Raw genomic sequence first — 23,219 nt, forward strand, 5'->3', positions numbered from 1 at the left:
GCGTTTCAAACGAGCATGACCGGTGCCGCCCACGACTTCGGGTTCGACCACGTCCCGGAGACAGACCAGTCGTTCGAGAACGCCTTGGCGAAGGCGCGAGCGGGCGAGCGCCTCACGGTCGACGACGGCGTCGAACTCATCACGACGGGGACCGACCGCGAGGGAATCGACGCCGAACGCAAGGAACTCGTGCTCGAAGCCGCCGACCGCCGGCGCGCCGAGATGGTCGGCGACGACGTGACGTTCGTCGCCAACCTCAACAACAACGTGACGACGGCCTGCAACACCGGCTGTCTGTTCTGTAACTTCAAGAACACCGCCCACCTGTTCGAAGCCGACTCCGACGCCGACCACGGCGGGTTCACGAAGACGCCCGCCGAGTCCCGCGACATCGTCGCCGACGCGGTCGAGATGGGCGTCTACGAGGTCACGTCCGTCTCCGGCCTCCACCCCGCGCTCGTGCTCGACGGGGAACACCGCGAGATTCTCGAAGCCTACGACAACCCCGCCGCAGAGGTGAACTACAAGCCGCCCGAGGCGTACGACACCGACCCCGCGAGCTACGCCGAACAGCTTTCCGCCATGTCGGTCGACGGTGCGCACGTCCACTCGATGACGCCCGAGGAGGCCCACCACGCCAAACGCGGCACCGACTGGAGCTACGAGGAGGTCTACCGTCGCCTCGCCGACGCCGGCCTCGCCAGCGCGCCCGGCACCGCCGCGGAGATTCTCGTCCCCGAGGTGCGCGAGGTCATCTGCCCCGGCAAAATCGGCACCGACGAGTGGGTCGCCGGAATGGAGGGCGCGATGCAAGCCGGCCTCGACGTGACGGCGACCATCATGTACGGCCACGTCGAGACCGAGAAACACCGCGTGCTCCACCTCGACGTGATTCGCGACCTACAGGACCGATACGGCGGCATCACCGAGTTCGTCCCGCTGTCGTTCATCCACCAGAACACGCCGCTGTACGACCGCGGCCTCGTGACCGGCGGCGCGTCCGACGACGAGGACGAACTGATGGTCGCCGTCGCGCGGCTCTACCTCGACAACGTCGACCACATCCAGTCGTCGTGGGTGAAGTTCGGGAACGCGAAGGCGCTGAAGCTCCTCAACTGCGGCGCGGACGACCTGATGGGTACGATTCTCTCCGAGGAGATAACGAAGCGCGCCGGCGGCGGCTTCGGCGAGTTCCGCTCGTTCGACGACTACGTCGACATGATAACCGCCATCGGCCGCCGGCCGGTCGAGCGTTCGACCGACTACCGGACCCGCCGGCCTCTCGACCCCGACGACGGCCCGCACGGCCCGACGCTCGGCCCGCGCGCCGACGGAACGCCGCTCCTCGACGGCCGTCGAGACCCGGCGACCGCCGACGATTGAGATGATGGTGACCACCCACGCGGCCGTGGGGTTGACCCTCGCCGCCCCGCTGGTCTGGGTCGCACCCGACCTCGCCACCGCCGCGGCCGTCGGCGCGCTCGCCGGCGGCGTCTTCCCCGACGTGGACCTCTTCGTCGGCGTCCACCGCAAGACGCTCCACTTCCCCGTCTACTACAGCGTCGCCGCCGCGGTGTTCGGGGCCGTCGCCGTCGCATCCCCCTCGGCGCTCACCGTCGCGACCGCCTTCTTCTTCCTCTCGGCGGGGCTCCACTCCGCGTCCGACTGGCTCGGCGCGGGCGGCGAGCTCCGGCCGTGGGACCGGACCTCCGACCGCGCGGTGTACGTCCACCCGACGGGGCGGTGGCTCCGCCCCCGCTATCTCGTCCGCTACGACGGCGCGCCCGAGGACCTCGCGCTGACGCTCCTGTTCGCCGTCCCCGGGTTTCTCGTCTTCTCCGGCGGCGTCCGCGTCGCCGTCGCGGTCGGCGTCGCCGTCGCGCTGTTCTACACCGGCTTCAGAAAGCGGATGCCCGAGTGGTTCGGCATCTGAGGCGCGGCGTCTGCGAGGACGACCGCGCCCGCGGGCGTTCGGCCCGACCACGAAACTCATACGTCTCGGTCGCCGAGTAGGCGAAGCGATGACGACTCGACGGAACCGGCCGACGCTGGCGGTGGTCGACCCGTGATGGCCCCGACGCACGTGGCGATGAGCCTCGCGCTCGCCGCCGCCGTCGCGGTCGTCGCCCCCGCGGCCGCGCCGCTCGTCGTCGCGGCGGCGCTCGTCGGCGGCGTCTTCCCCGACCTCGACATGGTCGTCGGCGTCCACCGCAAGACGCTCCATCAGGTCGAGGCGTTCGTCGTCGGTTCGGTCGGAGCGGTCGCAGTCGCGGTCGTCACGGGGGACCCGCTGGCCGCGGCCGCGGCGACCGGGTTCGTCGCGGCGGCGCTCCACTGCGCGGCCGACTACCTCGGCGGCAGTAGCGAGGCCCGCCCGTGGGAGGCCCGAACCGACCGCGGCGTCTACGTCCGCAGTCTCGGCGGCTGGGTCGAACCCCGACGCCTCGCCGCCTACGACGGCTCGCCCGGCGACCTCGCGCTCGCCGCGGCGCTGTCGGTGCCGGGGTTCCTGACGCTCGGCGACGGCCCGCGGGGGATTCTCCTCGCCAGCCTCGCCGTCGGCGTCGCCTACACGCTCGTCAGAAAGCGCGTGCCACAGCTCTCGGGGCGCGCGCCCGCCGTGACCGCCGCGGTCGTCGCGCTCTACTCAGTTCTCGTTCGTCGTCGGTAGAAAACGACATCAACGGTCGACCGACGCGGCGTCGCTCTCACCGCGGAATCGACAGCGGGCCGTCGCCGCGGGCGACGTTTCGGAACCGCCGGCCGTGAACGTCGTCGGCTTCCAGCCGGTCGGTAATCGGGTCGCGGAGCCACTCGCGGTCCGGCGCTGTCGCGAGTCGGTCGCCGGTCTCTCCCCTCGGACCGCCAGCCCCGCTCGGCAGGAACCGCTCGTAGACCGGCAGTCGCTCGCGGAGCGGGACGCCCGCCTCGTCGGCGATGTCGGCGAGTTCTCGGAGCGCGGGCCACTCGTAGTCGGGGTTGACGTAGTCGTCCGTGACCGGCGAGACGCCGCCGAGGTCGTCGACGCCGCAGGCCACGAGGTCGGCCGCCGCCGAGAGGTTCGGCGGGACCTGCACCGACACCTCCTCGGGGAGCGCGACCCGCGCCATCGCGACGACCCGGCGCATCGCGTCGAGCGACGGGCGCTCGTAGTCCGACCGCTCGTTGGGGACGACGTTCTGGACGATGACCTCCTGTACGTGGCCGTAGCGCTCGTGGAGCGCGCGGATGGCCAGCAGGCTCTCGGCTCGGTCGCGCCACGTCTCGCCGATGCCGACGAGGATGCCCGTCGTGAAGGGGACGCCAACCTCGCCCGCGGCGCGGATGGTGTTGAGCCGCTGGCCCGGCGTCTTCCGGCGGTTCCCCGAGTGGGCGGGCACGTCGGCGGTCGTCTCCAGCATCACGCCCATGCTGGCGTTCAGGGGCACGAGGTCGGCGAACTCCTCGCGGGTCAGGTCGCCGGGGTTCGAATGCGGTAGGAGGCCCTCGTCGAGCGCGACCTCGCACGCCGCCGCGAGATAGTCGAGGATGTCGTCGTAGCCCCACTCGTCGAGTTGGCGATGAATCTCCGTGTAGCGTTCGTCCGGGGCGTCGCCGAAGGTGAAAAGCGCCTCCGTACAGCCGGCGTCCGCGCCCGTGCGGACCGTCTCGCGGACCTCGTCGAGCGACATGAGCGTCGCCTCGCCGGGCACGTCGTAGTAGGTGCAGTAGGTGCAGGTGTAACGGCAGGCGGTCGTCAGCGGGACGAAGACGTTCCGCGAGAACGAAAGCGACGCCGGCGCGTCGGCGTCGTCCGGGGTGACGGCGAGCAGTCGCTCCACGTCGGCGTCGTCGATAGTCAGGTCGACTCCGTACTCGTCGGCACCCGGGAACATACCTCCCGGTGTGTGACGAGCCACTAAAAGCGTGTCACTCGCGACCGATACGGTTGGTGTTCGAGACTGCGGCGGCAGAACGGAAGTCGAGCTCGGGGCCGGATAGTTGGTGCCAGACACGTCTCCGGCCCGTCCGAGGCGCCGTCAGGCGCTCGCCCCGAGTTAGTTGCGAGTGAGACTCGCGTCGTCGTCGCGACGTTCGGACTCCACTTCGACTCACGCGTCGTCTTCGCGACGCGGAGCGCGCGGCGCACGTTGCCTCAGTTCCCGCCGGGCAGACAGACGACCGCGCCAGACACTGTTTATCGCGGACCGTTAAGGTCCTATCGGCGAGCGCGGACGGCCTCGACCCGGCCGGTCCCGCGTTCGAGCCGGACGCCGGCGTCGACCAGCCACTCGCGGGCGCGGCCCTCGCCGTGGACGAGTACCTCGACGAGGTCGCTCGGCTCGTCCACGTCGACGGCGAGCCGCATCGAATCCACCTCGGCGAACGAACAGCCGGCTTCGCGGGCGATTCGCCGGTGGTCGAGGATGGACGCGCCGTGGTAGTCCACGGAGAACTTCGGGTCGCGGACGACGAGCGCGTTCGTGCCGCCGCCGAGACCGGGCGCGGCGACCACGTCGCCGTCAGTTTCGAACAGCCGCGCGAGCGCCGCGGGCGTCGCGAGCGCGAGGTCGGCCATGACGACCGCGACGGGGTCGCCGCCGAGTCCGTCGAGTTCGTCGCCGACGACCGCCGTGAGCGGCCGGTCGTCCACGGTAACGGGTGCCCCGACCGAGACGGGCGCGTCCGCGACGACCGCGGGGTCGCCGCCGGCCGCGCGGACCGCGTCGAGCACGTCCCGGAGCATCGAGACCGCGAACTCGCGTCGCTCGTCGGCGTCGAAAAATGAGGCGAGTCGGGTTTTCGGCTCGCGTCCCCCGAAGGGAACGACGACTCGCACGGAGAATCAGCCCAGTTTGTCGTAGGTCGACTGCTGGGACCGCCAGTAGAGGAACCCGCCGACGATGAGCGCGACGACGAGCAGGCCACCCGCCGCGTAGATGAGCAGTTGGGTCGTCTGACTCGACTGCCGGGCCTGATTCGCGCTCGTCTCCGCCTCGTTGGCGAGGTTCGTCGCGAGGTTGAACTCCTCGCCGTTGTACGCTTCGACGGCGTTGTTGAACGTCTGCTGGGCTTGTTGCGTGTTGGCCCCACTCGCACGCTGAATCGCGTCCCGCGCGCTGTCGAGTTCGTCGCGCGCGGCGGCGCTTTCTTCGGTGTAGTGGTGGACCGTCCACGAGTCGATATCGTTACTGGAGCCGCCTTCGCGGGTCTGGTCGAGCGAGATTATCGTGAACGTCTGTGCGGGGTCGTAGCTGTACGACTCCACCTCGGGAACGATTCCCGTCACGGTGACCTCCACTTCGCTCGTCCCGTCGGCAGTGGCGATTTCCGCGCCGCTGAAGTTCTGCCCGTCGAAGGACTGCTGGTCGACTCTCGCGCCCGTCTGGTCGTAGTACGCGACGGTCCACGTCACGTCCTCCAGGTCGGTCTGGCCCGCGAGCGTCCACGATTCGAGTTGCGGGCTCCGGTACAGCTCTTCGAGGGTGACCGACGCGGTCACCTGCGTACCGACCTGCGCCTCGTCGGGGACGTCGTCGGACGCGACGCTCACCGCCCCTGCCTGCCCCGCGAAGGCCGACAGGAGTACGACGAGCGCGAGCGCCAGCTTAGAAAAGCGACTCCAGTTCGTCCTCGTCATCGTTTATGAGGGTCTCCAGATTCGAATCACTCTCTTGGCGGATCTCTTCGATGTTGTCCTGTGCTTCGATGGCGACCTGTTGCAGTTCCTTGATGCGCGGGACGTTCGTCACGCCCGACAGGAGGATGACACTCGCCACCTTCTCCGCGCCCGGGATGGGGTAGTCGCCGCCGCGAACTTCCATGGAACCGGTCTGCTCCTCGATCCACTTCCGCCCGCGCTCTATGCCTTTCCGGTTCAGATGCTCCGGCGGACCAGCGAGAACGAGCAGTGCGCGCTCCGCGCCTTCGATCTCACACGGGAGCGTGAGTCGACCGAGCGCGGCCTTGCGGACGAGGCTCGTGATTCGATTGGTCGTGTGCGCCGTGTCGAGGTTGTCATCGGGCTCGTCGCCGCCCGTCAGCCGAGACAGGAGGCCGCCGCCCTTGTTCTTCCGCGGTTCGACGCCCTCGGAGGCGTAGCCGACGGTCGAGACGCCGCCGCCGGCCAGCGTGTTGATGATCTCCGAGGAGTCGACGACGGACTCCGCGACTTCCTGTCCGTCCTGGACCTCGCCGGCTCCGAAGAGCACGCCGAATCGGTTGACGATTTCCGCGTTGATCTCGTCGTATCCCCCCTGGACCGACTCGCCGGTCTTCCGCCAGGCGTCGTTGTCGAACACGAGGAGGTTGTCGACCTCGCGGACGAACGTCTGGAAGGAGCGCGCGGCGTTGAGCGTGTAGATACCGCCCTCGTCGGACCCCGGCAGGATACCGATCCCGTAGACGGGCTCGGTGTAGATGCGCTTGAGGTGTTTCGCGAGGACCGGCGCGCCGCCGGAGCCGGTGCCGCCACCGAGCCCGGACACGACGAGGAAGGCGTCGACTTCGTGGACGGGGATGCTGTCGATGGCACCCTGTACCTCGTCGATGTCCTCCTCGGCGATTTCGGCACCGAGTTCGTTGTCCGCACCGACGCCGTGTCCCTTCACGCGGGATTGGCCGATGAGGACGCGCTGGTCCTTCGGGATGTTCTTCAGTCCGAGCAAGTCAGCCTTCGCGGAGTTCACCGCGACCGCCGCGCGGACGATTCCCGCGTTGCGCTCCCGGTCGTACTCGACAAACTTGTCGACTACTTTTCCCCCGGCTTGCCCGAATCCGATCATTGCGAGCTTCATAGGTTCAGTCCCCTCGCCATTGCGTGAATTGCAGTACGAACGCGGACATAAGCGTTGTGATGGGGAAGTGTATTTCCAGCATCAGATTATCGGCGAAAAACGGCGACTCGAAACCGGTGTTAATCGGACGTTATCCCCGGAGAGCGTCTCATACCGGCGAAATGGGGCGCAGTTCACGACCGCTTAACTTCGGAAAACGGTTGGAGAGCCGTCAGTTTCGCTCGGCGAGATACGTGCCGAGCGTCTTCATCGACGACACGTCAACGCCGAAGACGCCCACGTCGTTCCGGTCGGTCGTGTTGTCGAACTGGAGCGAGCGGTACTGGTCTTTCCCCATCGGGAAGCCGGGGACCGCCCCCAGAACGGTCAGGCCGACGCCCGCGAGACCCATCGGGAGCGGGACGATGGTGATGGACCTGTTCTCGGCGTCGTACACCATCTCCGTGATCTCGCGGAGCGTGAGCTTTTCCGGCCCGCCGATGCGGTAGGTCTCGCCGACGTGTTCGTCGCCCTCGACGGCGTCGGCGAGCATCGGCACGAGGTCGCCGACCCAGATGGGCTGGAACCGCGTCTTCCCGTTGCCGGGAAGCGGGTACAGCGGGACGCCGGGCGCGAACATCCCCTTGAGCCGCTTCGTGAAGGAGACGAACTCGCCGCCGTCGCCGAAGACGACCGAGGGACGGAAGATGACCCAGTCGAGGCCCGACGACTTGACCGCCCCCTCGGCTTTCCCCTTCGAGCGGATGTAGGCCGTGTCGCCGTCGGTGTCGGCCCCGAGCGCGCTCATCTGGACGAGTCGGGGCACGTCGTGGGCCTCGGCGGCCTTCACGACGTTTTCGGTCCCCTGCCAGTGGACGATGTCGTGCATCCGGTTGCCGCCGCTCGGCTCGAACAGCGGCGAGAGCGCGACGAGGTTGACGACCGCGTCCTTCCCCTCGAACGCGCCCGCGATGGAGTCGTAGTCCGTCACGTCCCCCATCGCCTTCTCGACGCCGTCGGGGAGGTCCTCGCTGTTCGGACTCCGCGACATCGCGGTCACGCTGTGGCCCCGCGACTGCAGTTCGCGGCAGAGGTGGCTCCCGATGAATCCGCTTCCGCCGACAACAAGGACTTTCATGCCGTAATATTCGGCGGAATGAGGGTAAAGCTAACGGGGGAATGAGGTCGATTTCGCCGGCGAACGCTCAGATGCGAAAGACGTTCTCGCGCTCGGCCGCGGTCCGCATCCGCACCGCCCGCGACTGCGACCGCGCTCAGAACAGCACCGAGGGCGCGACCGACCCGTCCGTGCGTTTCACCATCCGACCGATTCGGTCGTAGACGACGAGCTCCTCGGCCGCCGCGGGGCACTCGTCGGGCGCGTCGTTCGGGTGGTCGACCTCCGACTGCTTCGTCGCGAACGCCGGGTCGGTCGGGGACGCCCGCTCGTCGAAGCGGACGACGCTGTACTGTTTGTCCCTCGGTCGGAGGTCGTCCCACCGCTCGCAGGTGGGTGCCACTACGGCGTATATCGGTCCGCGTTGACATTATCGTTGCGGCGGCGCGCTTCGGCGCGCTTTTTCGGGAGCGCCGAGTTGGTAGGGTATGCTCGTCACGCTCGAAGGGCTCGACGGGAGCGGGAAGACGACCGTCTGGGAGGCGCTCCACGACGCGTACCCCGACGCCGTCTTCACGCGCGAGCCCACGTCGGACTCGTGGTACGGAGAGGCTGTCAACCGCGCCATCGACGACGACGACGCCGACCCGCTGGCCACGCTGTTCCTCTTTACCGCCGACCACGCCGACCACCTCTCGCGGGTCGTCCGGCCGGCCCTCGCCGACGGGAACCTCGTCGTCTCCGACCGCTACTCCGACTCGCGGTACGCCTATCAGGCGGCCGCGCTCAGCGACAGCGACCTCCGCCGCCCGATGGAGTACATCATGGGCATCCACGCGGCCTTCACCCGCCCCCCGGACAAGACCATCTACCTCGACGTGGACCCCGAGACGGCCGCCGCGCGGAGCGGCGCGACGAACAAGTTCGAACAGGCGGCGTACCTCGCGGACGTGCGCGCCAACTACGAGCGACTCATCGATGCCGAGCCGGAGCGGTTCGTCCGCGTCGACGCGACGCAGTCGCCCGAGGACGTGCTCGAAGCGGTCGAGGCGGCGCTCGAAGAGATTCTCGCAGAACAGTAACAGTAACTCCCGACCGCTCGCGGCTCACCGCGAGTTCGGGAGGTTCTCGTACTCCTCCGGCGGCGGAACGTAGAGCGTGTCGATGGTGAAGCCGAGCGCGAGCGGCATCCCTATCATCACGCCGAGCGCCGCCGTCGGACTGCCGAGGTCGACGCCGATGCCGAAGACCCCGGAGAACACCAGCGTCGAGACGAAAAGCACGAGCGGGATGAGAAACAGGGCGTACAGGACGGACCCCCACCGCGTGTTCAGCCGCAGGCGGAAAAACCGGGTCATGACCGCCGCGATGAGGGTGTGGAGGACGATGAGCGCGCCCATGAGCACGAGGTTGACCACCGAGACCATAGCCGACCTAGGGAGGCGGTGGTCTTTGGCCTGTCGCTCTCGGCGACCCGCTCGTCCGGCGTCGCCGTCGGTCGGACCGCCCGACTCGGAGCGCCTCCGACCGCCCCCGACCGCCCCGCAGACGGGTGACGTTTATCACGAAGGACCGTGACTCACCGCCATGCACCGACTCATCGCAGAGCGCGGGCTGGACGACACGGGGTTCACCGCGGACGACGCCCGCGCCGCCCTCCGCGACATGATTCGAGCGCGCCGGTTCGACGAGCGCGCACTCGCCCTCCAGCGGCGCGGGTGGATGAGCGGCTACCCGCCGTTTCGCGGGCAGGAGGCCTCCCAAATCGGGGCCGCACACGCCATGCGCGACGACGACGTGTTACTGCCGACGTATCGGTCCAACGCCCTCCAGCTCGCCCGCGGCGTCCCGCCGAGCGACATCTTCCTCTTTCGCCGCGGCCACGCTGAATACAACTCCGACCACGACGTGCCGGTGTTCCCGCAGGCGGTCCCCATCGGGAGCCAGATTCCCCACGCCGCGGGCGTCGGCATGGCCGCGAACTACCGCGGCGACGACCACGCGGCGCTGGTCTGTTTCGGCGACGGCGCGACCTCCGAGGGCGACTTCCACGAGGGGCTGAACTTCGCCGGCGTCTTCGACGCGCCGGTCGTCTTCTTCTGTGAGAACAACGGCTGGGCGATTTCGCTCCCCCGCGAGCGCCAGACCGCCAGCGAGTCCATCGCGGCCAAGGCCGACGCCTACGGTATCGACGGGATGCAGGTCGACGGCAACGACCCGCTGGCGGTCAGGGAGGCTGTCGAGCGCGGCTTCGAGAAGGCCCGCGCCGGGGAGCCGGTTCTCATCGAGAGCCTCACATACCGGCAGGGCCCGCACACGACCGCCGACGACCCTTCGCGCTACCGCGACGACGAGCCGGACCTCCCCGAGTGGCGGACGCGCGACCCCCTCGACCGCTTCGAGTCGTTCTGCCGCGAGGGGGGCGTCGTCGACGACGCGGCCGTCGAGGCCATGCATGACGACGCGGACGAGGAACTGCGCGAGGCCGTCGAGCGCGCCGAGACGACGCCCGAGCCGGGGACCGACGAGCTGTTCGACAGCGTCTACGCGGAACTGCCGCCGGAGCTCGCCCGCCAGCGCGAGGAACACGTCGCGTTCGTCGAGCGCAACGGCTCGTTCGACATCGAGCGCTGAGTGCGCGGTCGACTCCCGAAGTCGTCCAGGAGGCCGCGTTCGACCCCTCAGTCGTCCAAGGAGATGTACGTCTTCGTGTCGGCGACGCCCTGTAACCCCTGTACGCGGCTCGACGCCGTCTTCAGCACCTCGTAGACCGCGTCGGTGTCCACCTCGGCGATGATGTCGTACGCGCCCGCGACGATGTGGGCCTCGGCCACCGTCTCGAAGTCGCGGATGGGTCCGAGCAACTGCTCCGACTCGCCGGCTCCGGTCTTCACCATGATGAACGCGTGAACCATGCGTGAGATATTCTACCACAGTCATCAAAAGCCTTGCTTCGACCGGGGACGGCCCGCTTGCCCCAACCGGGGGAAGGTTATTTGCCTCCGCCGACATACCGTCTTATCATGCGGTTCGTTATCATTGGTGCTGGACGGGTTGGGCTGCGCACCGCTCGCGTCCTCCGCGAGGAGGGCCACGACATCGTCCTGGTGGAGTTGGACCGCGACCGGGTCAAGCGGGCCCGCGAGGCGGACTTCGACGTGGTCGAAGGCGACGGCTCCCGCGAGGAGGTGCTCGTCGACGCCGGTATCGAGGCGGCCGACGCCCTCGGCGCGCTCACCGCCGACCTCAACGTGAACTTCGCGGCCTGCATGATTGGCAAGCACTTCGGCTGTCGGACGGTGCTCCGGGTCGACGAGGACTACCGCGAGGAGGTGTACCAGAAGTACGCCAAGGAGGTGGACGTAATCGTCTACCCCGAGCGCCTCGGCGCTATCGGCGCGAAGAACGCGCTTCTCGGCGGCTCCATCCGCGCTATCGCCGACATCGCCCAACACCTGCAGGTCATCCTCGTGACGGTGACCGATGGGTCGCCGATGAACGGCTACAGCATCGAGGAGGTGGCGCTCCCGGCGAACGCCCGCATCCTCGCGTTCGGGAAGAAAGACGGCCCGATGGGTATCCCGCTTTCGGACGACTCGCTGGAGACGGGTGACCGCGTGGCCGTCCTCGCGGACTTCGGCGTGCTCGACGACGTGCGACAACTGCTCGTCGGCGACGAGGTCGCCACCGCGGCGGGGGGTGCGTGACGATGGTCTACGCCTACATCATGGTCAAGGCCGCGCCCGTCTCCGGCGGCATCGACCAGCTGAAACAGGACCTCTTGGCCGTCTCCGACGGCATCGTCAGCGCGCACATCGTCGCCGGCGACGTGGACTTCATCGTGAAAGTCGAGGTGGACTCGCCCACCGAAGTAAAGGACATCGCCGGCGGTATCCAGTCGGTGGCGGGCATCGAAGACACCCAGACGTACATCGCGATGGACTGAGCCCGGACACGGCCAGCCCCACAAGGCCGCCCGAACCGCGCTCGAACCGAACACGCTCGTTTTCAGAAGCCCGCGCCGGCGGCGTCTCTCGCGTTCTGGATGAGGCTCGTCACCGGTTCGCCGTAGTCGTAGCCGGGGATGATGCCCTCGACGAACGTGCCCTCGACGTAGTCGATGACCGCGCCGGCGTCGTCGACGCCGCGTCGCTCGTTGATGTCGGCGAAACTCGCCCGAACGACCGCCTCGTCGCCCGCGCGCGTCACGTCGGGGTCGAGGTCGTGGTCGCCGGCGACGACGCCGCCCACGTCTTCGAGGCGGAGTTCGAACGTCTCGTACCAGCCGTCTTCGACCACGGGGGCCACGTCGTCGGCGACCGCAGAGAGCATCGGGACGCGCACCTCCACGTCGAACTCGACGCGGCCGCCGTCCTGCGCCGCGACGCCGACGGTGCCGTCGAACGGCGTCGTCACGGACTCGAAGGTTCGGTCGTCGACCGGTTCGAACGACCCGTGGTCGCCGAACGCGCGGCGGACTCGACCGGGGATGTCGTCTTCGCTCATACCCGGACGAACGTCCCGACGGGAGAAAAGCCCGTTGCGTCGCGAGCGCCCCCGAATCGCCCGCCTGCGGCGGTTTTGGGCGAATGGCGGCACGTTTAAGTATCTCGCGGCACTCCGTTCAGGTGACGCTTCGCTTTGGAGGGCCGAAGCGTCAGCGGGGACCAATCTAGGGCGGCATTTGCCGCGCGGGCCGCTCCCGTGCGGCTGCCTATCCCTTTCTCACGAAGCTCACATCGGAGAGCGACGGCTCGCGTTTTCCCGCGCGGTCGAACGAACAACCGACCCGAGCGATAGCTGAACAGCATCGACCCGAGCAACAACTGAACAGTGACACCCCGCCGGCGACGCGGCCGCGTCAGTTCTCGCCCGGGCCGTCGCCGGCAGGTTCGCGTTCACCCGAGTCAGCTCCGTCCCCGACAGACTCGTCTCCGCCCGAGCCGTCAGTGGCGAGGTCGGCCATCGTCGGCGACGACAGCGGTTCGGAACTCGCCCCGTCCGCTGTCGCGGGCCCGTCTTCGTCGCCGATGCCGTCACGAGCCGCTTTCTCACGCACCTCGAACCGGTCGGCGAGCGCCCGGAGTTCGTCGGTCGCCGACGACAGCTCTTGCATCTGCCCGGCGACGGTGACCATCGCGTCGTTCTGCTCGTGGGCCGCGCCGGCCACGTCGGCGGCCTCGCCTCGCGTCTCGTCGGCGATGTCGGCCGCCTCGTCCGCGAGGCGCGCGACCGACTGCGCGGCCGACGCCTGCGAGGTGGTCGCCTCGTCGACGGCGGCGACGCCGTGGTCGACCTCTTCGAGTCTGTCGACCGCCTCGTCGATTGCGGCGACGCCGGACTCGACCGTCTCGGACCCGTGGGAGACGCGCTCGCGCGCGGTCCTGACGGCGGCGACCGTCTCGTCGGCCGTCGCCTCGACGGACTCGATAGACGACGCGATTTCGGTCGTCGCGTCCGCGGTCTCCTCGGCGAGCGCCTTCACCTCGTCGGCGACGACGGCGAAGCCGGCGCCGGCCTCGCCGGCGCGGGCGGCCTCGATGGAGGCGTTGAGCGCGAGGATGTTCGTCTGGTCGGCGATGTCCTCGATGAGGTCGACCACCTCGCCGATGTCCGCCACCTCGTCGCGGAGCGCTTCGACGCCCTCGGCCGCGACCGCGACGCGCTCGTCGATGTTCGCCATCTCGTCGTGGACGGCGGCGCTCGCGTCCCGGCCGGCCTCGCCGCGCTCCGACGCGTCGCCGGCGAGCGCCGCGAGTTCGTCGGCGGAGGCGGCGACCTCCTCGACCGTCGCCGAGAGGTCCTGCATCTCCGAGGAGACCTCCGTGAGGAGCGACGCCTGCTCGGCCGCGCCCTCGGAGATGTCGGCCGTCGCCAGCTCGACCCGCTCGGAGGCGGCGCTGACCTCCTCGGTGCCGGCGGTGACGCGCTCGCCCGCCGCGTCGACGGTCGCCGCGAACGACGCGACCCGTCCGATAGTCGCTTCGAGGTCGGCGAGCATCGCGTCGATACCGTCGCCGACGGCCGCCATCGCCTCGTCGGTCGGCTCGACCGACGTCCGAACCGTCAGGTCGCCCGTCGCCGCGGCGTCCATCGTCTCGCGGTAGTCGTCGGCGGCGCTCGCGAGGTCGCGGCGGGCGTCTTCGGCCGCTTCGATGCGCTCGCGCAACCCGTCGCGCATCTCGGCGAACGCCCGCGTCAGCGCCCCGAACTCGTCGACTCTCCGGGTTTCGAGGTCCACGTCGAGGTCGCCGCCGGCGAGCGCCGCCGCCTTGACGCGGAGCCGTCGGAGCGACAGCACCGTGTTGCGGCCGATGACGACGCCGACCAGCGCGAGGCCGGCGAGGGCCACGCCGATGAGGACGGCGACGTCGCGCTCGACGACCTGCGCGACCGCGTAGGCGTTGGTCTGCGGCGCTTCCACGAGGACCGCCCAGTTCGCCCCCGAGACGGGCGCGTAAGCGACGACGTCGCCGCCGGCGTCCCCGTCGGTCTCGCGTTCGACGACGCCCGTTTCACCGCCGAGCGCGGCGTCGAGCGCGGGCGTCTCCGCTCCCTCGCGGTACGTCGTGAGGACGTTCTTTCCGTACTTGTCGAAGGCGATGACGCCCCCCTCGGTCACCACGCGCGTCTGGGAGCCTTCGACCGGTTCGCTCAGCAGTTCGGCGTGCTTCGTCGCGTCGACGACCACCATCACCGCCCCGTCCCGCCCCTCGACCGGACTGAGGAACGCGAGGCGCTCGCTCCCGCCGTAGCGGTAGACCTCTGAGACGGCCACGGCGTCGGGGTCGTCCATCGCCAACGACCCCGTCGTCCACGACAGGCCGAGGTCGGACACCGATTTGGTCTCTATCACCCCGTTGGTGCTTCGGACGATGTCGCCGTCCGACGGCCGCAGGTAGTGAATCGCCATCACCTCGTCGGGGAGCGTCTCCTTTTCGCGTTCGAGCGCCTCGTCGATGCCGTCGGGGTCGCCCGTCTGGACCGCCTCGTACTCCGAGAGCATCCGGGACGTCCGGGCGTAGCCGTCCACCCAGTTCGATAGCCCCTCTGCCTCCAGCGTGGCGACCATCTCAAGGTCGCTGTGAGTGCCGGCTCTGACTTCGGTCCCGACCACGTCCGAGACGTACAGACCGAACCCGCCCATCACCGCGGCCACGAGGAGGATAACGAACAGAAACTTCCGAAGGTAGCTCCGCCTGAGCACCGCCGGAACCAGCGTGGCGAGCTTCATGTCAGTCGGTAGCAAGCGAATGCGACGTAAAGCGTTGTCCCGCTGACTATCAGCAGTGATACTGTGAGACAAAAGGGCACCCGTCTCACGCACCGAGTTACGAGCTCCGAGAACCGGCTACAGTTCGCTCGCGGTGACGCCGAGCGCGAGGGCGGCGGCACCGGTCGCGCCGCCGCCCGCGGCCACCGACGTCGGGAGGGCGGACACGACGCCGACGACGGCCCCCACGAGGAGGCAGACGGCCATGCCGAGGAGCGCGGCGTCGAATCGCGTGATGAGGTGTCCGGGTGCCACGGCTAATTACATCTCATTATTCGAACTGTCAAAATAGTTGTGGGTGCGGCCCTACTCGCCTCGCTCTCTCACGTCCGGGTCGGCCGCGTCGGCGGCGGCCTCGTGCGCTTCGGGTTCGTCACCGACGCGGGCGCGTTCCGGAGCCGTGCTGTCCCGCGCTTCGGTCTCGCTCTCGACGGCGTCTTCGAGGAACGCGAGGGACCGCTCGCGTTCGCCCCGCACCGAGGCGTCGCGCATCCCGAGGGCGATGGCGGCGTCGAAACAGCGGACGGCCTCCTCGTGGAGGCCGCGCTCGGCGAGGAAGAAGCCGCGGTTGTACCACGCCTGCGGGAGTCGCGGGTCGAGTTCGACGGCGCGCTCGGCGCGGTCCAGCGGACCCGACGAATCGCCGAGTTCCCACAGCGCGTACGCGAGGTTCGTCTCCGCGGTCGCGGCGTGTTCGCCGTCGTCGTCGATGCGGAGCGCCTCGCGGTACGCGCCGACCGCCTCGTCGTACTCGCCGAGTTGGGCGTGGGCGACGCCCCTGTTCACCCACGCCTCGCACGCCGTCGGCGAGTCCTCGTCGGCGTAGGCGACCGCCCGTCCGAAGCTGTCGACGGCCTGTTCGTACTCCTCGACGGCGACGTAGGCCAGTCCGACCTCGACGAGCGCCGCCGGGTCGACCGCGTCGGGGTCGATTCCCGCCTCGTCCACCAGTTCGGCGAGGGCGTGGTCGTCCGCCGGGTCGACCAACCGCCAGTTCAGCCGGTACGTCGGCGGGTCGAGGTCGAAGCCGTCGTAGGGGTCGCCGAATCCCTGTCCCTCCGAGTAGCGGTGTCTGCGCGTCGAAGCCATTCGTACCCATTGGCGGGGAGTCGAGATAACGTGGTCGGAGGTCGCCGTCGCTCGGCGATGAAAATGCGGGGGACGAGATTCGAACTCGCGAACCCCTACGGGAGCGGATCTTAAGTCCGCCGCTTTTGGCCTGGCTCAGCCACCCCCGCGCACTCTCCCGTTCTTCGAGGGGGAGAAAAGTGCTTTCGCTTTACCAGTCGACGGAGAGCGTCCCGTCGCCGTGCGGGTTCGGCGATAGCTCCTCGTCGGTCCGGCGGTCGATGACGTGGATGACGCCGCGGCCCTTCTTCGCCGGGCAGACCTCCGCCGCCTCGACGTTCTCGTCGAGTTCGTCCTCGCCGACGAAGTACGACTTGGCGCGGGCGAGACCGGTTTCGAGGTCCATCTCCCAGTTGTCGGCGACCTCCGCACACCGGCCGGCCCCGAAGCACTTGTTCGCCTCGAAGATTATCTTGTAGGGCTTTTCGTCGACCGGCGGGGCGTTCTCGTCGGTTCCGAAGTCGCTCGGCTTCGGACGGTCGGACTCCTCGCTCATCGTCGGCCCTTGCCGCGCGGTGGTCTTTGCGCTGTCGGTCGCGCGGCGACGCCGCGGGCCGGCCCCACGCGACTCCTCGAACTTCTGGTACGTCCGTCGAAGCGCGCTCGTCGCGCTTTATCCCCGGGCCACGACGAGCGCGCGTACCGTATTCTCCCCGTGGTATCCGGATACGTTGGGTCGCTTCCGTCGAGTGAGTCCCCGACGGATGCACCACCAGTCACGAATACGTTCTCATATGTGATACTCGAGGGCGTGGTCTTATCACCGACCAGAGAGATTCCGGACCAATGGACGACGACAGCCACCTCCGGAGCCGAGCGTCGTCGCTTCGCGCAACCGTCCGGGCCGCGCTCGGGTCGCGCACGACCGACGACTCCGAATCGGACGCTGTGAACGCGCCGGCGCGCGACGACGCGCGGAGCGACGGCGGGGGACCACCCACGGTCGCCGTCGGGTCTGGGGCCGGGGAGTCTCCTTCCACCGACGACGATGCCACCGCGCCGGCGGCCTCAGACGCCGCCGCGCTCGACGACCTCTCCGCGGCTATCGAACGCTGTATCGACGGCGACCTGACGGTCCGCGTCGACGTTCCCGACGACCCGGCGCTCGCGCGCCACGCCCGCGCCCTCAACGAGCTGTTCGAGGAGTGGCAGACCGCCATGCGGACCGTCGACGCCTTCGCCGACCAGGTCTCGGCGTCGACCCGAATCGTGGCCGACGCCGCCGAGGAGAGCCGCGAGGAAAGCCGGTCTGTCGCGGGCTCCGTCGACGACATCGCCGCGGGCGCGCGCCGGCAAAGCGAGAGCGTCGAGGAGGTCGCAGACGAGATGCGGAACCTCTCGGCGACCATCGAGGAGGTCGCCGCCTCCGCCGACGAAATCAGGCACGCGACCGACGAGGCCGTCGCGCGCGGCGACCGCGGCAAGCGCGCCGCCGAGACCGCCATCGACGAGTTGGCGGCCATCGGCGAGCGGACCGACGCGACCGTCGGGCGCGTCGAGGAACTCGACGACCGCATCGACGACATCACCGGCATCGCGACCAAGATCTCCGACATCGCGGAGCAGACGAACATCCTCGCGCTCAACGCCTCCATCGAGGCCGCCCGCGCCGGCGAGGCCGGCGCCGGCTTCGCCGTCGTCGCCGACGAGGTGAAGGCGCTCGCCGAGGAGACGCAGGCGGCGACCGCCGACATCGAATCGACCATCGAGACGGTCCGCGCGCAGTCGGCCGCGACGGTCGACGACATCACCGACACGAGCGAGCGCCTCGACGAGGGGAGCGAGACGATTCAGGACGCGCTGTCGGCGCTCGACGGCGTCGTCTCCGACCTCGAAGAGACGAACGGGAGCCTCCACGAGATTTCCGACGCCACGGACTCGCAGGCGGCGACCTCCCAAGAGGTCGTGAGCCAGGCCGACGGCGTCGGCGAGATAAGCGACGAGACCGCGGCGCTCGCGGTCGACGCCGCCGGGTCGGCCCGCCGACAGACCGTGTCGCTCTCCGAGGCGGTGACGAAGATAGGCGCGCTTTCCGACCAAGCGGACCACCTGCAAGACTCCATCGACGGCTACCGCCTCCACGCCGAGGCGACCGAGTCGAGCCAGACCGTCGTCCAGTTCTGGCACGGCATGTCCGGCGACAAGGCCGAGGTCCTGGAGTCGCTCGTCGACGAGTTCAACGCCGACCACGACGGCGTCCGCGTCGACACCGCGTCGAAGGGAAGCTACCGCGGCACGTTCGACGCGACGCTCGCCGCGGCCCGGTCGGGGACGCCGCCGACCATCGCGCAACTGTACGAGGTCGGCACCCAGCGCGCCCTCGACAGCGGGGCGTTCATCCCCGTCGAGTCGGTGCTCCCCGACGGGGCGTCCGCGGGCGAACTCGTCCCCGAAATCGCCAACTACTACCGCCACGACGGCGCGCTCTGGTCGATGCCGTTCAACGCCTCGAACCCCGTGTTGTACTACAACGCCGACGCGTTCGAGCGGGCCGGCCTCGACCCCGACGACCCGCCGGCGACGTTCGACGAGGTCACCTCGGCCGCGGCGACGCTGAAGACGAGCGGAAACGTCGACTACGGCGCGACGTGGGCGAACTACAGTTGGTTCGTCGAGCAGTGGTTCGCCGCCGCCGGCGAGTGCCTCTTCGACGCCGACAACGGCCGGAGCGGCACCGCCCGCACCTCGCACCTCGACGGCCCGGTCGGGACGCGCGTGTTCGAGTGGTGGCGCGACCTCGAACGCAACGACCTGCTTTTCGACCCCGGCGTCGAGGCCCGCCGAGACGCGCGCGAGGCGTTCCTCGACGGCCGTGCCGCGATGCTCGTGGACTCCAGTTCGAGCGCCGCGTCGGTCGTTCGGGGAGCCGCAGAACGCGGCTTCACCGCCGAGGTCGGGCGGTTCCCCTCGCCCGGGTCGACCCGCGAGGGCGTTGTCGTCGGCGGCGCGTCGCTGTGGGTCGCAGACGGCGTCGAATCCCGGAAACGGGCCGCCGCGGGCGAGTTCATCGCGTGGCTCACCCGGCCCGAACAACAGCGTCGCTGGCACCGGCGGACGGGGTACTTCCCGGTCCACCGCCGGACGCGGGACCTCCTCCGCGACGACGGCTGGTTCGACGAGCACCCCGGCTTCGCGGTCGCGTTCGACCAACTGGCCGAGACCGTCGACACGCCGGCCACCCGCGGCGCTCGCGTCGGCCCCTTCACGACCGTCAGGACCATTGTGTCGGAGGGGCTGTCCGAGCTGTTCGACGGCCGCGACCTCGACGCCGTGTTGGCGACGATGGACGAACAGGTGTCGGCCCGCCTGTCGGAGTACGAGAACTCGGCGAAGCGCTGACCGGGTGGGGTCGGGTCAGTCCGAGTCGGAACGGACCGACCGACTGCGACCGCCCCTCAGCGACCCGCCGGTGATTCTTTCGCCATCGAGCCCTAATTCCGAGCGATGCGGCAGTCCCGTCGCTCGCGCTTCGGCGACCTGATTCGCGCCGCCGGCCCCAGCGACGGCCGCCGATTCCTCGCCGACCTCTGGACCGCCCGCGGGTGGGAGACGACCGTCGAACGCCGCCTCGTCGTCGCCCGCAGAGGCGACCGAACCGAGCGACTCGCGGTGGGCTCGCGCTCGCGGTTTTCCCCGTCGCCGTCGATTCCGGCCGAGGCGACGGTCGTCGTCGCCCTCGGCGACCCCGCGCGAACCCGACGCGCGGCCCCCGACGACGCCCGCGTCCTCTCGGTCGACGACCTCTACGAACTCGTCCGGTACGGCCTCCCCGGCGGCCGCGGCGACGACCTCGTCGCCGACCACTTCGGCGTCCGCCTCGCCGACCTGCCGGGTGACGGCGGCGTCGGTTCGAGGGGTGCGGACGGTGTGGGCGGCGCAGTCGTCGCTCCGCTTTCTCGCTCGCTCGCGTCGCTTCCGGTCGCGCCGCTTGTCTTCGTCGCGCTTCTCCTCGCGGCGGTCGTCGTGACCGCCGGCCCGGCCGGCGTGCCGGGGTTCGGGCCGGCGCTCGGCGGGCAACAGTCACCGGCTCTGACGCCGACTGCGACGACGACCACAGAGCCGACGCCGACTCCCGAACCGCTGTCGGTCGCCCCCGGCGTGACCACCGCGGGCGTCGAGAACGCGACGCGCCTCGCGGCGGCCCACCGCCGGGCCGCGTCGAATCGGTCGTACCGCTGGACGCTCGGCTACCGCGAGTCAATCGCCGGCGACGAGACGGGCCGCGAGGTCGAGGTCGTCCTCGTCGAGGCCCCGAACGTCTACGTCTCCGAGGTGGAGCGGACCGGCCGACTCCGGGCGTTCCCGCGCCCGACCGCCTCCGAGGACGCCTACGCCGACGGGACCACGCGCTACGCCCGCCGCCCCGCCGAGCCCGACGGCGTCGCCGCCCGCGTCCTCGACTCCGACGTGCGCGACGGGCCGGGGCGGCAGGCCTCGCGCGCCGCCCGCTACGTCGACTGGTATCTCTCGACCGACGAGACGACCGTGACGCGCATCGAGCGCGCGACGACCGCGGCCGCCGAAGCCGGACCCGGACGCGCGCGGTACCGAATCGAGGGCCGTGGCACCGACTTCCCGCGGTCGCGCGGCTATCGGGTCGAAGCGGTCGTCGAAGAAGACGGGTTCGTCCGCTCGATGCGCGTCACCTACGAGACCCGCGACGGCCTCGGCGTCGAGGTCTGGTTCGCGTACGACGCGGTCGGCGAGACGACGGTCACGCGACCGGCGTGGCTCGACCGCGCCGACGGGTCGACCGGCGGCCGAACCGTCGTCCCCGCGACCGCGAGCGGGTCGCTTCGGGACGGTGAGCAGTTTCGGGACCGAAAGTAGTGTCCGAGGCGGTTACTGCTCGACGTCGACGGATTCGAGGACCACGTCGGACACCGGCTTGTCGTTTCGGTCGGTCGGGACCGAGCCGATGTCCTCGACGACGTCCATGCCGTCTGTGACCTTCCCGAAGACGGCGTGCTTGCCGTCGAGGTGGGGCTGGGCGTCGAGCGTGATGAAGAACTGCGAGCCGTTCGTGTTGGGGCCGCGATTCGCCATCGAGAGCACGCCGGGGCCGTCGTGGCTGAGGTCCGAGTGGAACTCGTCGTCGAAGGTGTAGCCGGGGCCGCCGCGGCCGGTCCCCGTCGGGTCGCCGCCCTGAATCATGAAGTCAGAGATGATGCGGTGAAAGAGGATGTCCTCGTAGAGCGGTTCGCCTTCCATCGTCTCGTCCGTCTCGGGGTGGACCCACGTCTTTTCGCCCGTGGCGAGGCCGACGAAGTTCTCGACCGTGTTCGGGACCTTGTCCTCGAAGAGTTCGACCGTGATGTCGCCCTTGTTCGTGTGGAGCGTGGCCGTTGGGTTGTCGTTCATACTTGACCCGTCGGGCGGGCGAGTGAAAACCGTGCCGCCTCGGGGTCGGTCGCCGGCGACACGGTTCTCCGGTTCTCCGTCGGTGACACGACCCCGCTCGGCCCGCGTCTTCCGGTCGGATTCCCGGACTGTCACACCGACAGACGTTTTTCTCCCCCGCGACCGAGTGGTGTGAGATGACATCACAATTCGACGGAGGGCGGTCGGAATGAACGTCCGCTCGACTCTCGAACGCCTGTCGGAACTCGCCAACACCTACTTCGTCGGCCTCGTGCTCCTCGCGTCGGCCGCCGCGTTGGCGCAACCGGACCTGTTCACGTGGATTGCACCGTACATCTCGCCGCTCCTCGGGCTCATCATGCTCGGGATGGGACTGACGCTTCAGCCCGTGGACTTCCGCCGACTCGCGGAGCGCCCGCGAGACGTGGCCATCGGCGCGCTCGCCCAGTGGCTCATCATGCCGACCGCCGCCTACGCGCTCACGGTCGTCCTGTCTCTCCCGCCGGAACTCGCCGTCGGCGTCATCCTCGTCGGCGCGGCCCCCGGCGGCACCGCCTCGAACGTCATGGCCTACCTCGGGAAAGGCGACGTGGCGCTGTCGGTCGCCATCACGACCGTCACCACGCTGGCCGCGCCGCTCGTCATGCCCGCGTGGGTCGTCGCGCTCGCCGGCGAACAGCTTCAGGTCGGCTTCATGGACCTGTTCGTCAACATCATCCAAATCGTCTTCATCCCGGTCGTGCTCGGCTTCGCGCTCCGCCTCCTGCTCGACCGCAACGCGCCCGAGGTCGCCGAAGTCGGCCTCGACGTGTTCCCGCTCGTCTCGGTCCTGAGCATCGTCGCCATCGTCGCGGCCGTCGTCGGCCTCAACGTCGACACCATCCTCGGCGCGGGCGCGGCCGCCATCGGGGCCGTCGTCCTCCACAACGCCATCGGCCTCGGTACCGGCTACGGGACCGGCCGCCTCGCCGGGATGTCCGAGGACCGCGTCCGGACGACGACGTTCGAGGTCGGCCTCCAGAACAGCGGGCTCGCGGCGGCCCTCGCGCTGACGTTCTTCTCGCCCGCCGCCGCCCTCCCGCCCGCGCTGTTCAGCGTCTGGCACAACATCACCGGCCCGCTCCTCGCCAGCTACTTCTCCCGGACCGCGAGCGACTCGTCGGGTGGCGCGCCTGCAGACGACTGAGTCGTCAAAAACGACCTTCGATTTTTGAGACCCTCGTCTCCAGAGAACCGACGCCACGTTAATGTATTGCGATAGACAAGCACTACTGTATGGTACGAAACGTCGGCACGCTCGACCGGACTGTTCGCCTCGCGCTCGGTGCGCTGTTCGTCATCGGCGGGGTCGGAAGCTACGCGGGGCTGTTCTCGCTCGGGTTCGGCCCGGTGCCCGCGGCGCTCGGTGCCGCGTTCGTCGCCGCCGTCGGCGTCATCCTGCTCGTGACCGGGTTCCGCCGGACGTGTCCCCTGTATCTGCCGTTCGGTATCGACACGTCGGACGACCGGAACTGACGGTCGCGTCCACCCCCGCCCCGCCGCGCCCCGCGCCGTCTGCTTTTCTCGCTCCCCTAACTACAAGACA

25 protein-coding genes and 1 tRNA gene are annotated in these 23,219 nt (G+C 69.4%); 11 read left to right on the plus strand and 15 right to left on the minus strand.

Annotation, left to right across the window (positions count from 1 at the left end):
- Positions 1–15: 15 nt before the first annotated feature.
- The 3 genes from cofH to C441_RS13690 all read left to right on the plus strand — a co-directional run bounded on the left by cofH (position 16) and on the right by C441_RS13690 (position 2,671).
- The gene (gene cofH / locus C441_RS13680) at positions 16–1,383 is read left to right on the plus strand and encodes a 7,8-didemethyl-8-hydroxy-5-deazariboflavin synthase subunit CofH (protein ID WP_007275605.1); all 1,368 of its coding nucleotides are present in this window, start codon (positions 16–18) and stop codon (positions 1,381–1,383) included.
- A gap of 1 nt (position 1,384) precedes the next feature.
- Entirely contained in the window at positions 1,385–1,933 is a 549-nt protein-coding gene (locus tag C441_RS13685; protein WP_007275606.1) for a hypothetical protein, read from the plus strand.
- 135 nt (positions 1,934–2,068) lie between these two features.
- Entirely contained in the window at positions 2,069–2,671 is a 603-nt protein-coding gene (locus C441_RS13690) for a hypothetical protein (RefSeq protein ID WP_007275607.1), read from the plus strand.
- A gap of 37 nt (positions 2,672–2,708) precedes the next feature.
- On the opposite strand, the gene cofG is transcribed toward C441_RS13690, so the two are convergent.
- From cofG to C441_RS13720, 6 genes are all read right to left on the minus strand, one after another.
- Positions 2,709–3,875, minus strand: a complete 1,167-nt coding sequence (gene cofG / locus C441_RS13695) for a 7,8-didemethyl-8-hydroxy-5-deazariboflavin synthase subunit CofG (RefSeq protein WP_007275608.1) — start codon at positions 3,873–3,875, stop codon at positions 2,709–2,711.
- A 323-nt stretch (positions 3,876–4,198) separates the two neighbouring features.
- A complete protein-coding gene (cofC, locus tag C441_RS13700; RefSeq protein ID WP_007275609.1) occupies positions 4,199–4,819 on the minus strand; it encodes a 2-phospho-L-lactate guanylyltransferase in 621 nt (206 codons plus the stop codon).
- Positions 4,820–4,825: 6 nt separating this feature from the next.
- On the minus strand, positions 4,826–5,620 hold the full coding sequence (locus C441_RS13705) for a hypothetical protein (protein WP_007275610.1): 795 nt from the start codon (positions 5,618–5,620) through the stop codon (positions 4,826–4,828).
- Positions 5,589–6,776 carry a tubulin/FtsZ family protein gene (locus C441_RS13710; protein ID WP_004969204.1) on the minus strand — a complete coding sequence of 396 codons (1,188 nt, stop codon included), beginning with the start codon at positions 6,774–6,776 and terminating at the stop codon, positions 5,589–5,591. Before C441_RS13710 ends, C441_RS13705 begins: the two co-directional genes overlap by 32 nt.
- 211 nt (positions 6,777–6,987) lie before the next feature.
- On the minus strand, positions 6,988–7,893 hold the full coding sequence (locus C441_RS13715) for a complex I NDUFA9 subunit family protein (RefSeq protein WP_049920600.1): 906 nt from the start codon (positions 7,891–7,893) through the stop codon (positions 6,988–6,990).
- A 136-nt stretch (positions 7,894–8,029) separates the two neighbouring features.
- Entirely contained in the window at positions 8,030–8,275 is a 246-nt protein-coding gene (locus tag C441_RS13720) for a hypothetical protein (RefSeq protein ID WP_007275612.1), read from the minus strand.
- An 85-nt stretch (positions 8,276–8,360) separates the two neighbouring features.
- Between C441_RS13720 and tmk the strand changes: the two genes are divergently transcribed.
- Positions 8,361–8,954 carry a dTMP kinase gene (tmk, locus tag C441_RS13725; RefSeq protein ID WP_007275613.1) on the plus strand — a complete coding sequence of 198 codons (594 nt, stop codon included), beginning with the start codon at positions 8,361–8,363 and terminating at the stop codon, positions 8,952–8,954.
- 24 nt (positions 8,955–8,978) lie between these two features.
- Here the strand turns inward: tmk and C441_RS13730 are convergent, their stop codons facing one another.
- Complete coding sequence (locus C441_RS13730) at positions 8,979–9,299, minus strand: hypothetical protein (protein ID WP_007275614.1); 321 nt, start codon at positions 9,297–9,299, stop codon at positions 8,979–8,981.
- Positions 9,300–9,459: 160 nt separating this feature from the next.
- On the opposite strand from C441_RS13730, the gene C441_RS13735 reads away from it, so the two are divergent.
- The gene (locus C441_RS13735) at positions 9,460–10,506 is read left to right on the plus strand and encodes a thiamine pyrophosphate-dependent dehydrogenase E1 component subunit alpha (RefSeq protein WP_007275615.1); all 1,047 of its coding nucleotides are present in this window, start codon (positions 9,460–9,462) and stop codon (positions 10,504–10,506) included.
- A 47-nt stretch (positions 10,507–10,553) separates the two neighbouring features.
- On the opposite strand, the gene C441_RS13740 is transcribed toward C441_RS13735, so the two are convergent.
- Positions 10,554–10,787, minus strand: coding sequence for an Lrp/AsnC ligand binding domain-containing protein (locus C441_RS13740; RefSeq protein ID WP_007275616.1), 234 nt, complete (start codon positions 10,785–10,787; stop codon positions 10,554–10,556).
- A 108-nt stretch (positions 10,788–10,895) separates the two neighbouring features.
- On the opposite strand from C441_RS13740, the gene C441_RS13745 reads away from it, so the two are divergent.
- Together C441_RS13745 and C441_RS13750 are read left to right on the plus strand one after the other, a co-directional pair.
- Positions 10,896–11,579, plus strand: a complete 684-nt coding sequence (locus C441_RS13745; protein ID WP_007275617.1) for a potassium channel family protein — start codon at positions 10,896–10,898, stop codon at positions 11,577–11,579.
- A 2-nt stretch (positions 11,580–11,581) separates the two neighbouring features.
- Entirely contained in the window at positions 11,582–11,818 is a 237-nt protein-coding gene (locus tag C441_RS13750; RefSeq protein ID WP_007275618.1) for an Lrp/AsnC ligand binding domain-containing protein, read from the plus strand.
- A gap of 62 nt (positions 11,819–11,880) precedes the next feature.
- On the opposite strand, the gene C441_RS13755 is transcribed toward C441_RS13750, so the two are convergent.
- From C441_RS13755 to C441_RS13775, 6 genes are all read right to left on the minus strand, one after another.
- Complete coding sequence (locus C441_RS13755) at positions 11,881–12,378, minus strand: DUF5813 family protein (protein WP_007275619.1); 498 nt, start codon at positions 12,376–12,378, stop codon at positions 11,881–11,883.
- Between the two features lie 355 nt (positions 12,379–12,733).
- A complete protein-coding gene (locus C441_RS13760) occupies positions 12,734–15,106 on the minus strand; it encodes a methyl-accepting chemotaxis protein (RefSeq protein ID WP_007275620.1) in 2,373 nt (790 codons plus the stop codon).
- A 117-nt stretch (positions 15,107–15,223) separates the two neighbouring features.
- The gene (locus C441_RS20000) at positions 15,224–15,400 is read right to left on the minus strand and encodes a hypothetical protein (protein WP_007275621.1); all 177 of its coding nucleotides are present in this window, start codon (positions 15,398–15,400) and stop codon (positions 15,224–15,226) included.
- Between the two features lie 51 nt (positions 15,401–15,451).
- On the minus strand, positions 15,452–16,234 hold the full coding sequence (locus C441_RS13765) for a tetratricopeptide repeat protein (RefSeq protein ID WP_007275622.1): 783 nt from the start codon (positions 16,232–16,234) through the stop codon (positions 15,452–15,454).
- A 64-nt stretch (positions 16,235–16,298) separates the two neighbouring features.
- Positions 16,299–16,383: transfer RNA gene (locus tag C441_RS13770), tRNA-Leu, on the minus strand.
- 41 nt (positions 16,384–16,424) lie between these two features.
- Positions 16,425–16,769 (minus strand): ferredoxin, encoded by a 345-nt coding sequence (locus C441_RS13775; protein WP_004969217.1) that lies wholly within the window; start codon positions 16,767–16,769, stop codon positions 16,425–16,427.
- Between the two features lie 290 nt (positions 16,770–17,059).
- Between C441_RS13775 and C441_RS13780 the strand changes: the two genes are divergently transcribed.
- Positions 17,060–19,612: a methyl-accepting chemotaxis protein gene (locus C441_RS13780; RefSeq protein ID WP_007275623.1), complete on the plus strand. Its 2,553-nt coding sequence runs from the start codon at positions 17,060–17,062 to the stop codon at positions 19,610–19,612.
- Positions 19,613–19,717: 105 nt separating this feature from the next.
- Positions 19,718–21,103, plus strand: a complete 1,386-nt coding sequence (locus C441_RS13785) for a hypothetical protein (RefSeq protein WP_007275624.1) — start codon at positions 19,718–19,720, stop codon at positions 21,101–21,103.
- A 12-nt stretch (positions 21,104–21,115) separates the two neighbouring features.
- Here C441_RS13785 and C441_RS13790 read toward each other — a convergent pair whose 3' ends face one another.
- On the minus strand, positions 21,116–21,634 hold the full coding sequence (locus C441_RS13790) for a peptidylprolyl isomerase (RefSeq protein ID WP_007275625.1): 519 nt from the start codon (positions 21,632–21,634) through the stop codon (positions 21,116–21,118).
- Between the two features lie 208 nt (positions 21,635–21,842).
- Here C441_RS13790 and C441_RS13795 point away from each other — a divergent pair, with 208 nt between their 5' ends.
- Positions 21,843–22,820 carry a bile acid:sodium symporter family protein gene (locus C441_RS13795; RefSeq protein ID WP_007275626.1) on the plus strand — a complete coding sequence of 326 codons (978 nt, stop codon included), beginning with the start codon at positions 21,843–21,845 and terminating at the stop codon, positions 22,818–22,820.
- An 89-nt stretch (positions 22,821–22,909) separates the two neighbouring features.
- Positions 22,910–23,149, plus strand: a complete 240-nt coding sequence (locus C441_RS13800) for a YgaP family membrane protein (protein WP_007275627.1) — start codon at positions 22,910–22,912, stop codon at positions 23,147–23,149.
- Positions 23,150–23,219: the final 70 nt, after the last annotated feature.

Origin of the sequence: Haloferax sulfurifontis ATCC BAA-897 (assembly GCF_000337835.1) — an archaeon.
GTDB lineage: Archaea > Halobacteriota > Halobacteria > Halobacteriales > Haloferacaceae > Haloferax > Haloferax denitrificans.

Coding starts and splice junctions, on each gene's coding strand:
- C441_RS13715 (WP_049920600.1), bottom strand. CDS start 7,893: ATGAAAGTCCTTGTTGTCGGCGGAAGCGGATTCATCGGGAGCCACCTC.
- C441_RS13780 (WP_007275623.1), top strand. CDS start 17,060: ATGGACGACGACAGCCACCTCCGGAGCCGAGCGTCGTCGCTTCGCGCA.
- C441_RS13775 (WP_004969217.1), bottom strand. CDS start 16,769: ATGAGCGAGGAGTCCGACCGTCCGAAGCCGAGCGACTTCGGAACCGAC.
- C441_RS13705 (WP_007275610.1), bottom strand. CDS start 5,620: ATGACGAGGACGAACTGGAGTCGCTTTTCTAAGCTGGCGCTCGCGCTC.
- C441_RS13765 (WP_007275622.1), bottom strand. CDS start 16,234: ATGGCTTCGACGCGCAGACACCGCTACTCGGAGGGACAGGGATTCGGC.
- C441_RS13760 (WP_007275620.1), bottom strand. CDS start 15,106: ATGAAGCTCGCCACGCTGGTTCCGGCGGTGCTCAGGCGGAGCTACCTT.
- C441_RS13790 (WP_007275625.1), bottom strand. CDS start 21,634: ATGAACGACAACCCAACGGCCACGCTCCACACGAACAAGGGCGACATC.
- C441_RS13785 (WP_007275624.1), top strand. CDS start 19,718: ATGCGGCAGTCCCGTCGCTCGCGCTTCGGCGACCTGATTCGCGCCGCC.
- C441_RS13690 (WP_007275607.1), top strand. CDS start 2,069: ATGGCCCCGACGCACGTGGCGATGAGCCTCGCGCTCGCCGCCGCCGTC.
- cofG (WP_007275608.1), bottom strand. CDS start 3,875: ATGTTCCCGGGTGCCGACGAGTACGGAGTCGACCTGACTATCGACGAC.
- C441_RS13730 (WP_007275614.1), bottom strand. CDS start 9,299: ATGGTCTCGGTGGTCAACCTCGTGCTCATGGGCGCGCTCATCGTCCTC.
- C441_RS13800 (WP_007275627.1), top strand. CDS start 22,910: ATGGTACGAAACGTCGGCACGCTCGACCGGACTGTTCGCCTCGCGCTC.
- tmk (WP_007275613.1), top strand. CDS start 8,361: ATGCTCGTCACGCTCGAAGGGCTCGACGGGAGCGGGAAGACGACCGTC.
- C441_RS13735 (WP_007275615.1), top strand. CDS start 9,460: ATGCACCGACTCATCGCAGAGCGCGGGCTGGACGACACGGGGTTCACC.
- C441_RS13755 (WP_007275619.1), bottom strand. CDS start 12,378: ATGAGCGAAGACGACATCCCCGGTCGAGTCCGCCGCGCGTTCGGCGAC.
- C441_RS13740 (WP_007275616.1), bottom strand. CDS start 10,787: ATGGTTCACGCGTTCATCATGGTGAAGACCGGAGCCGGCGAGTCGGAG.
- cofH (WP_007275605.1), top strand. CDS start 16: ATGACCGGTGCCGCCCACGACTTCGGGTTCGACCACGTCCCGGAGACA.
- C441_RS13795 (WP_007275626.1), top strand. CDS start 21,843: ATGAACGTCCGCTCGACTCTCGAACGCCTGTCGGAACTCGCCAACACC.
- C441_RS13685 (WP_007275606.1), top strand. CDS start 1,385: ATGATGGTGACCACCCACGCGGCCGTGGGGTTGACCCTCGCCGCCCCG.
- C441_RS13745 (WP_007275617.1), top strand. CDS start 10,896: ATGCGGTTCGTTATCATTGGTGCTGGACGGGTTGGGCTGCGCACCGCT.
- C441_RS13750 (WP_007275618.1), top strand. CDS start 11,582: ATGGTCTACGCCTACATCATGGTCAAGGCCGCGCCCGTCTCCGGCGGC.
- C441_RS13710 (WP_004969204.1), bottom strand. CDS start 6,776: ATGAAGCTCGCAATGATCGGATTCGGGCAAGCCGGGGGAAAAGTAGTC.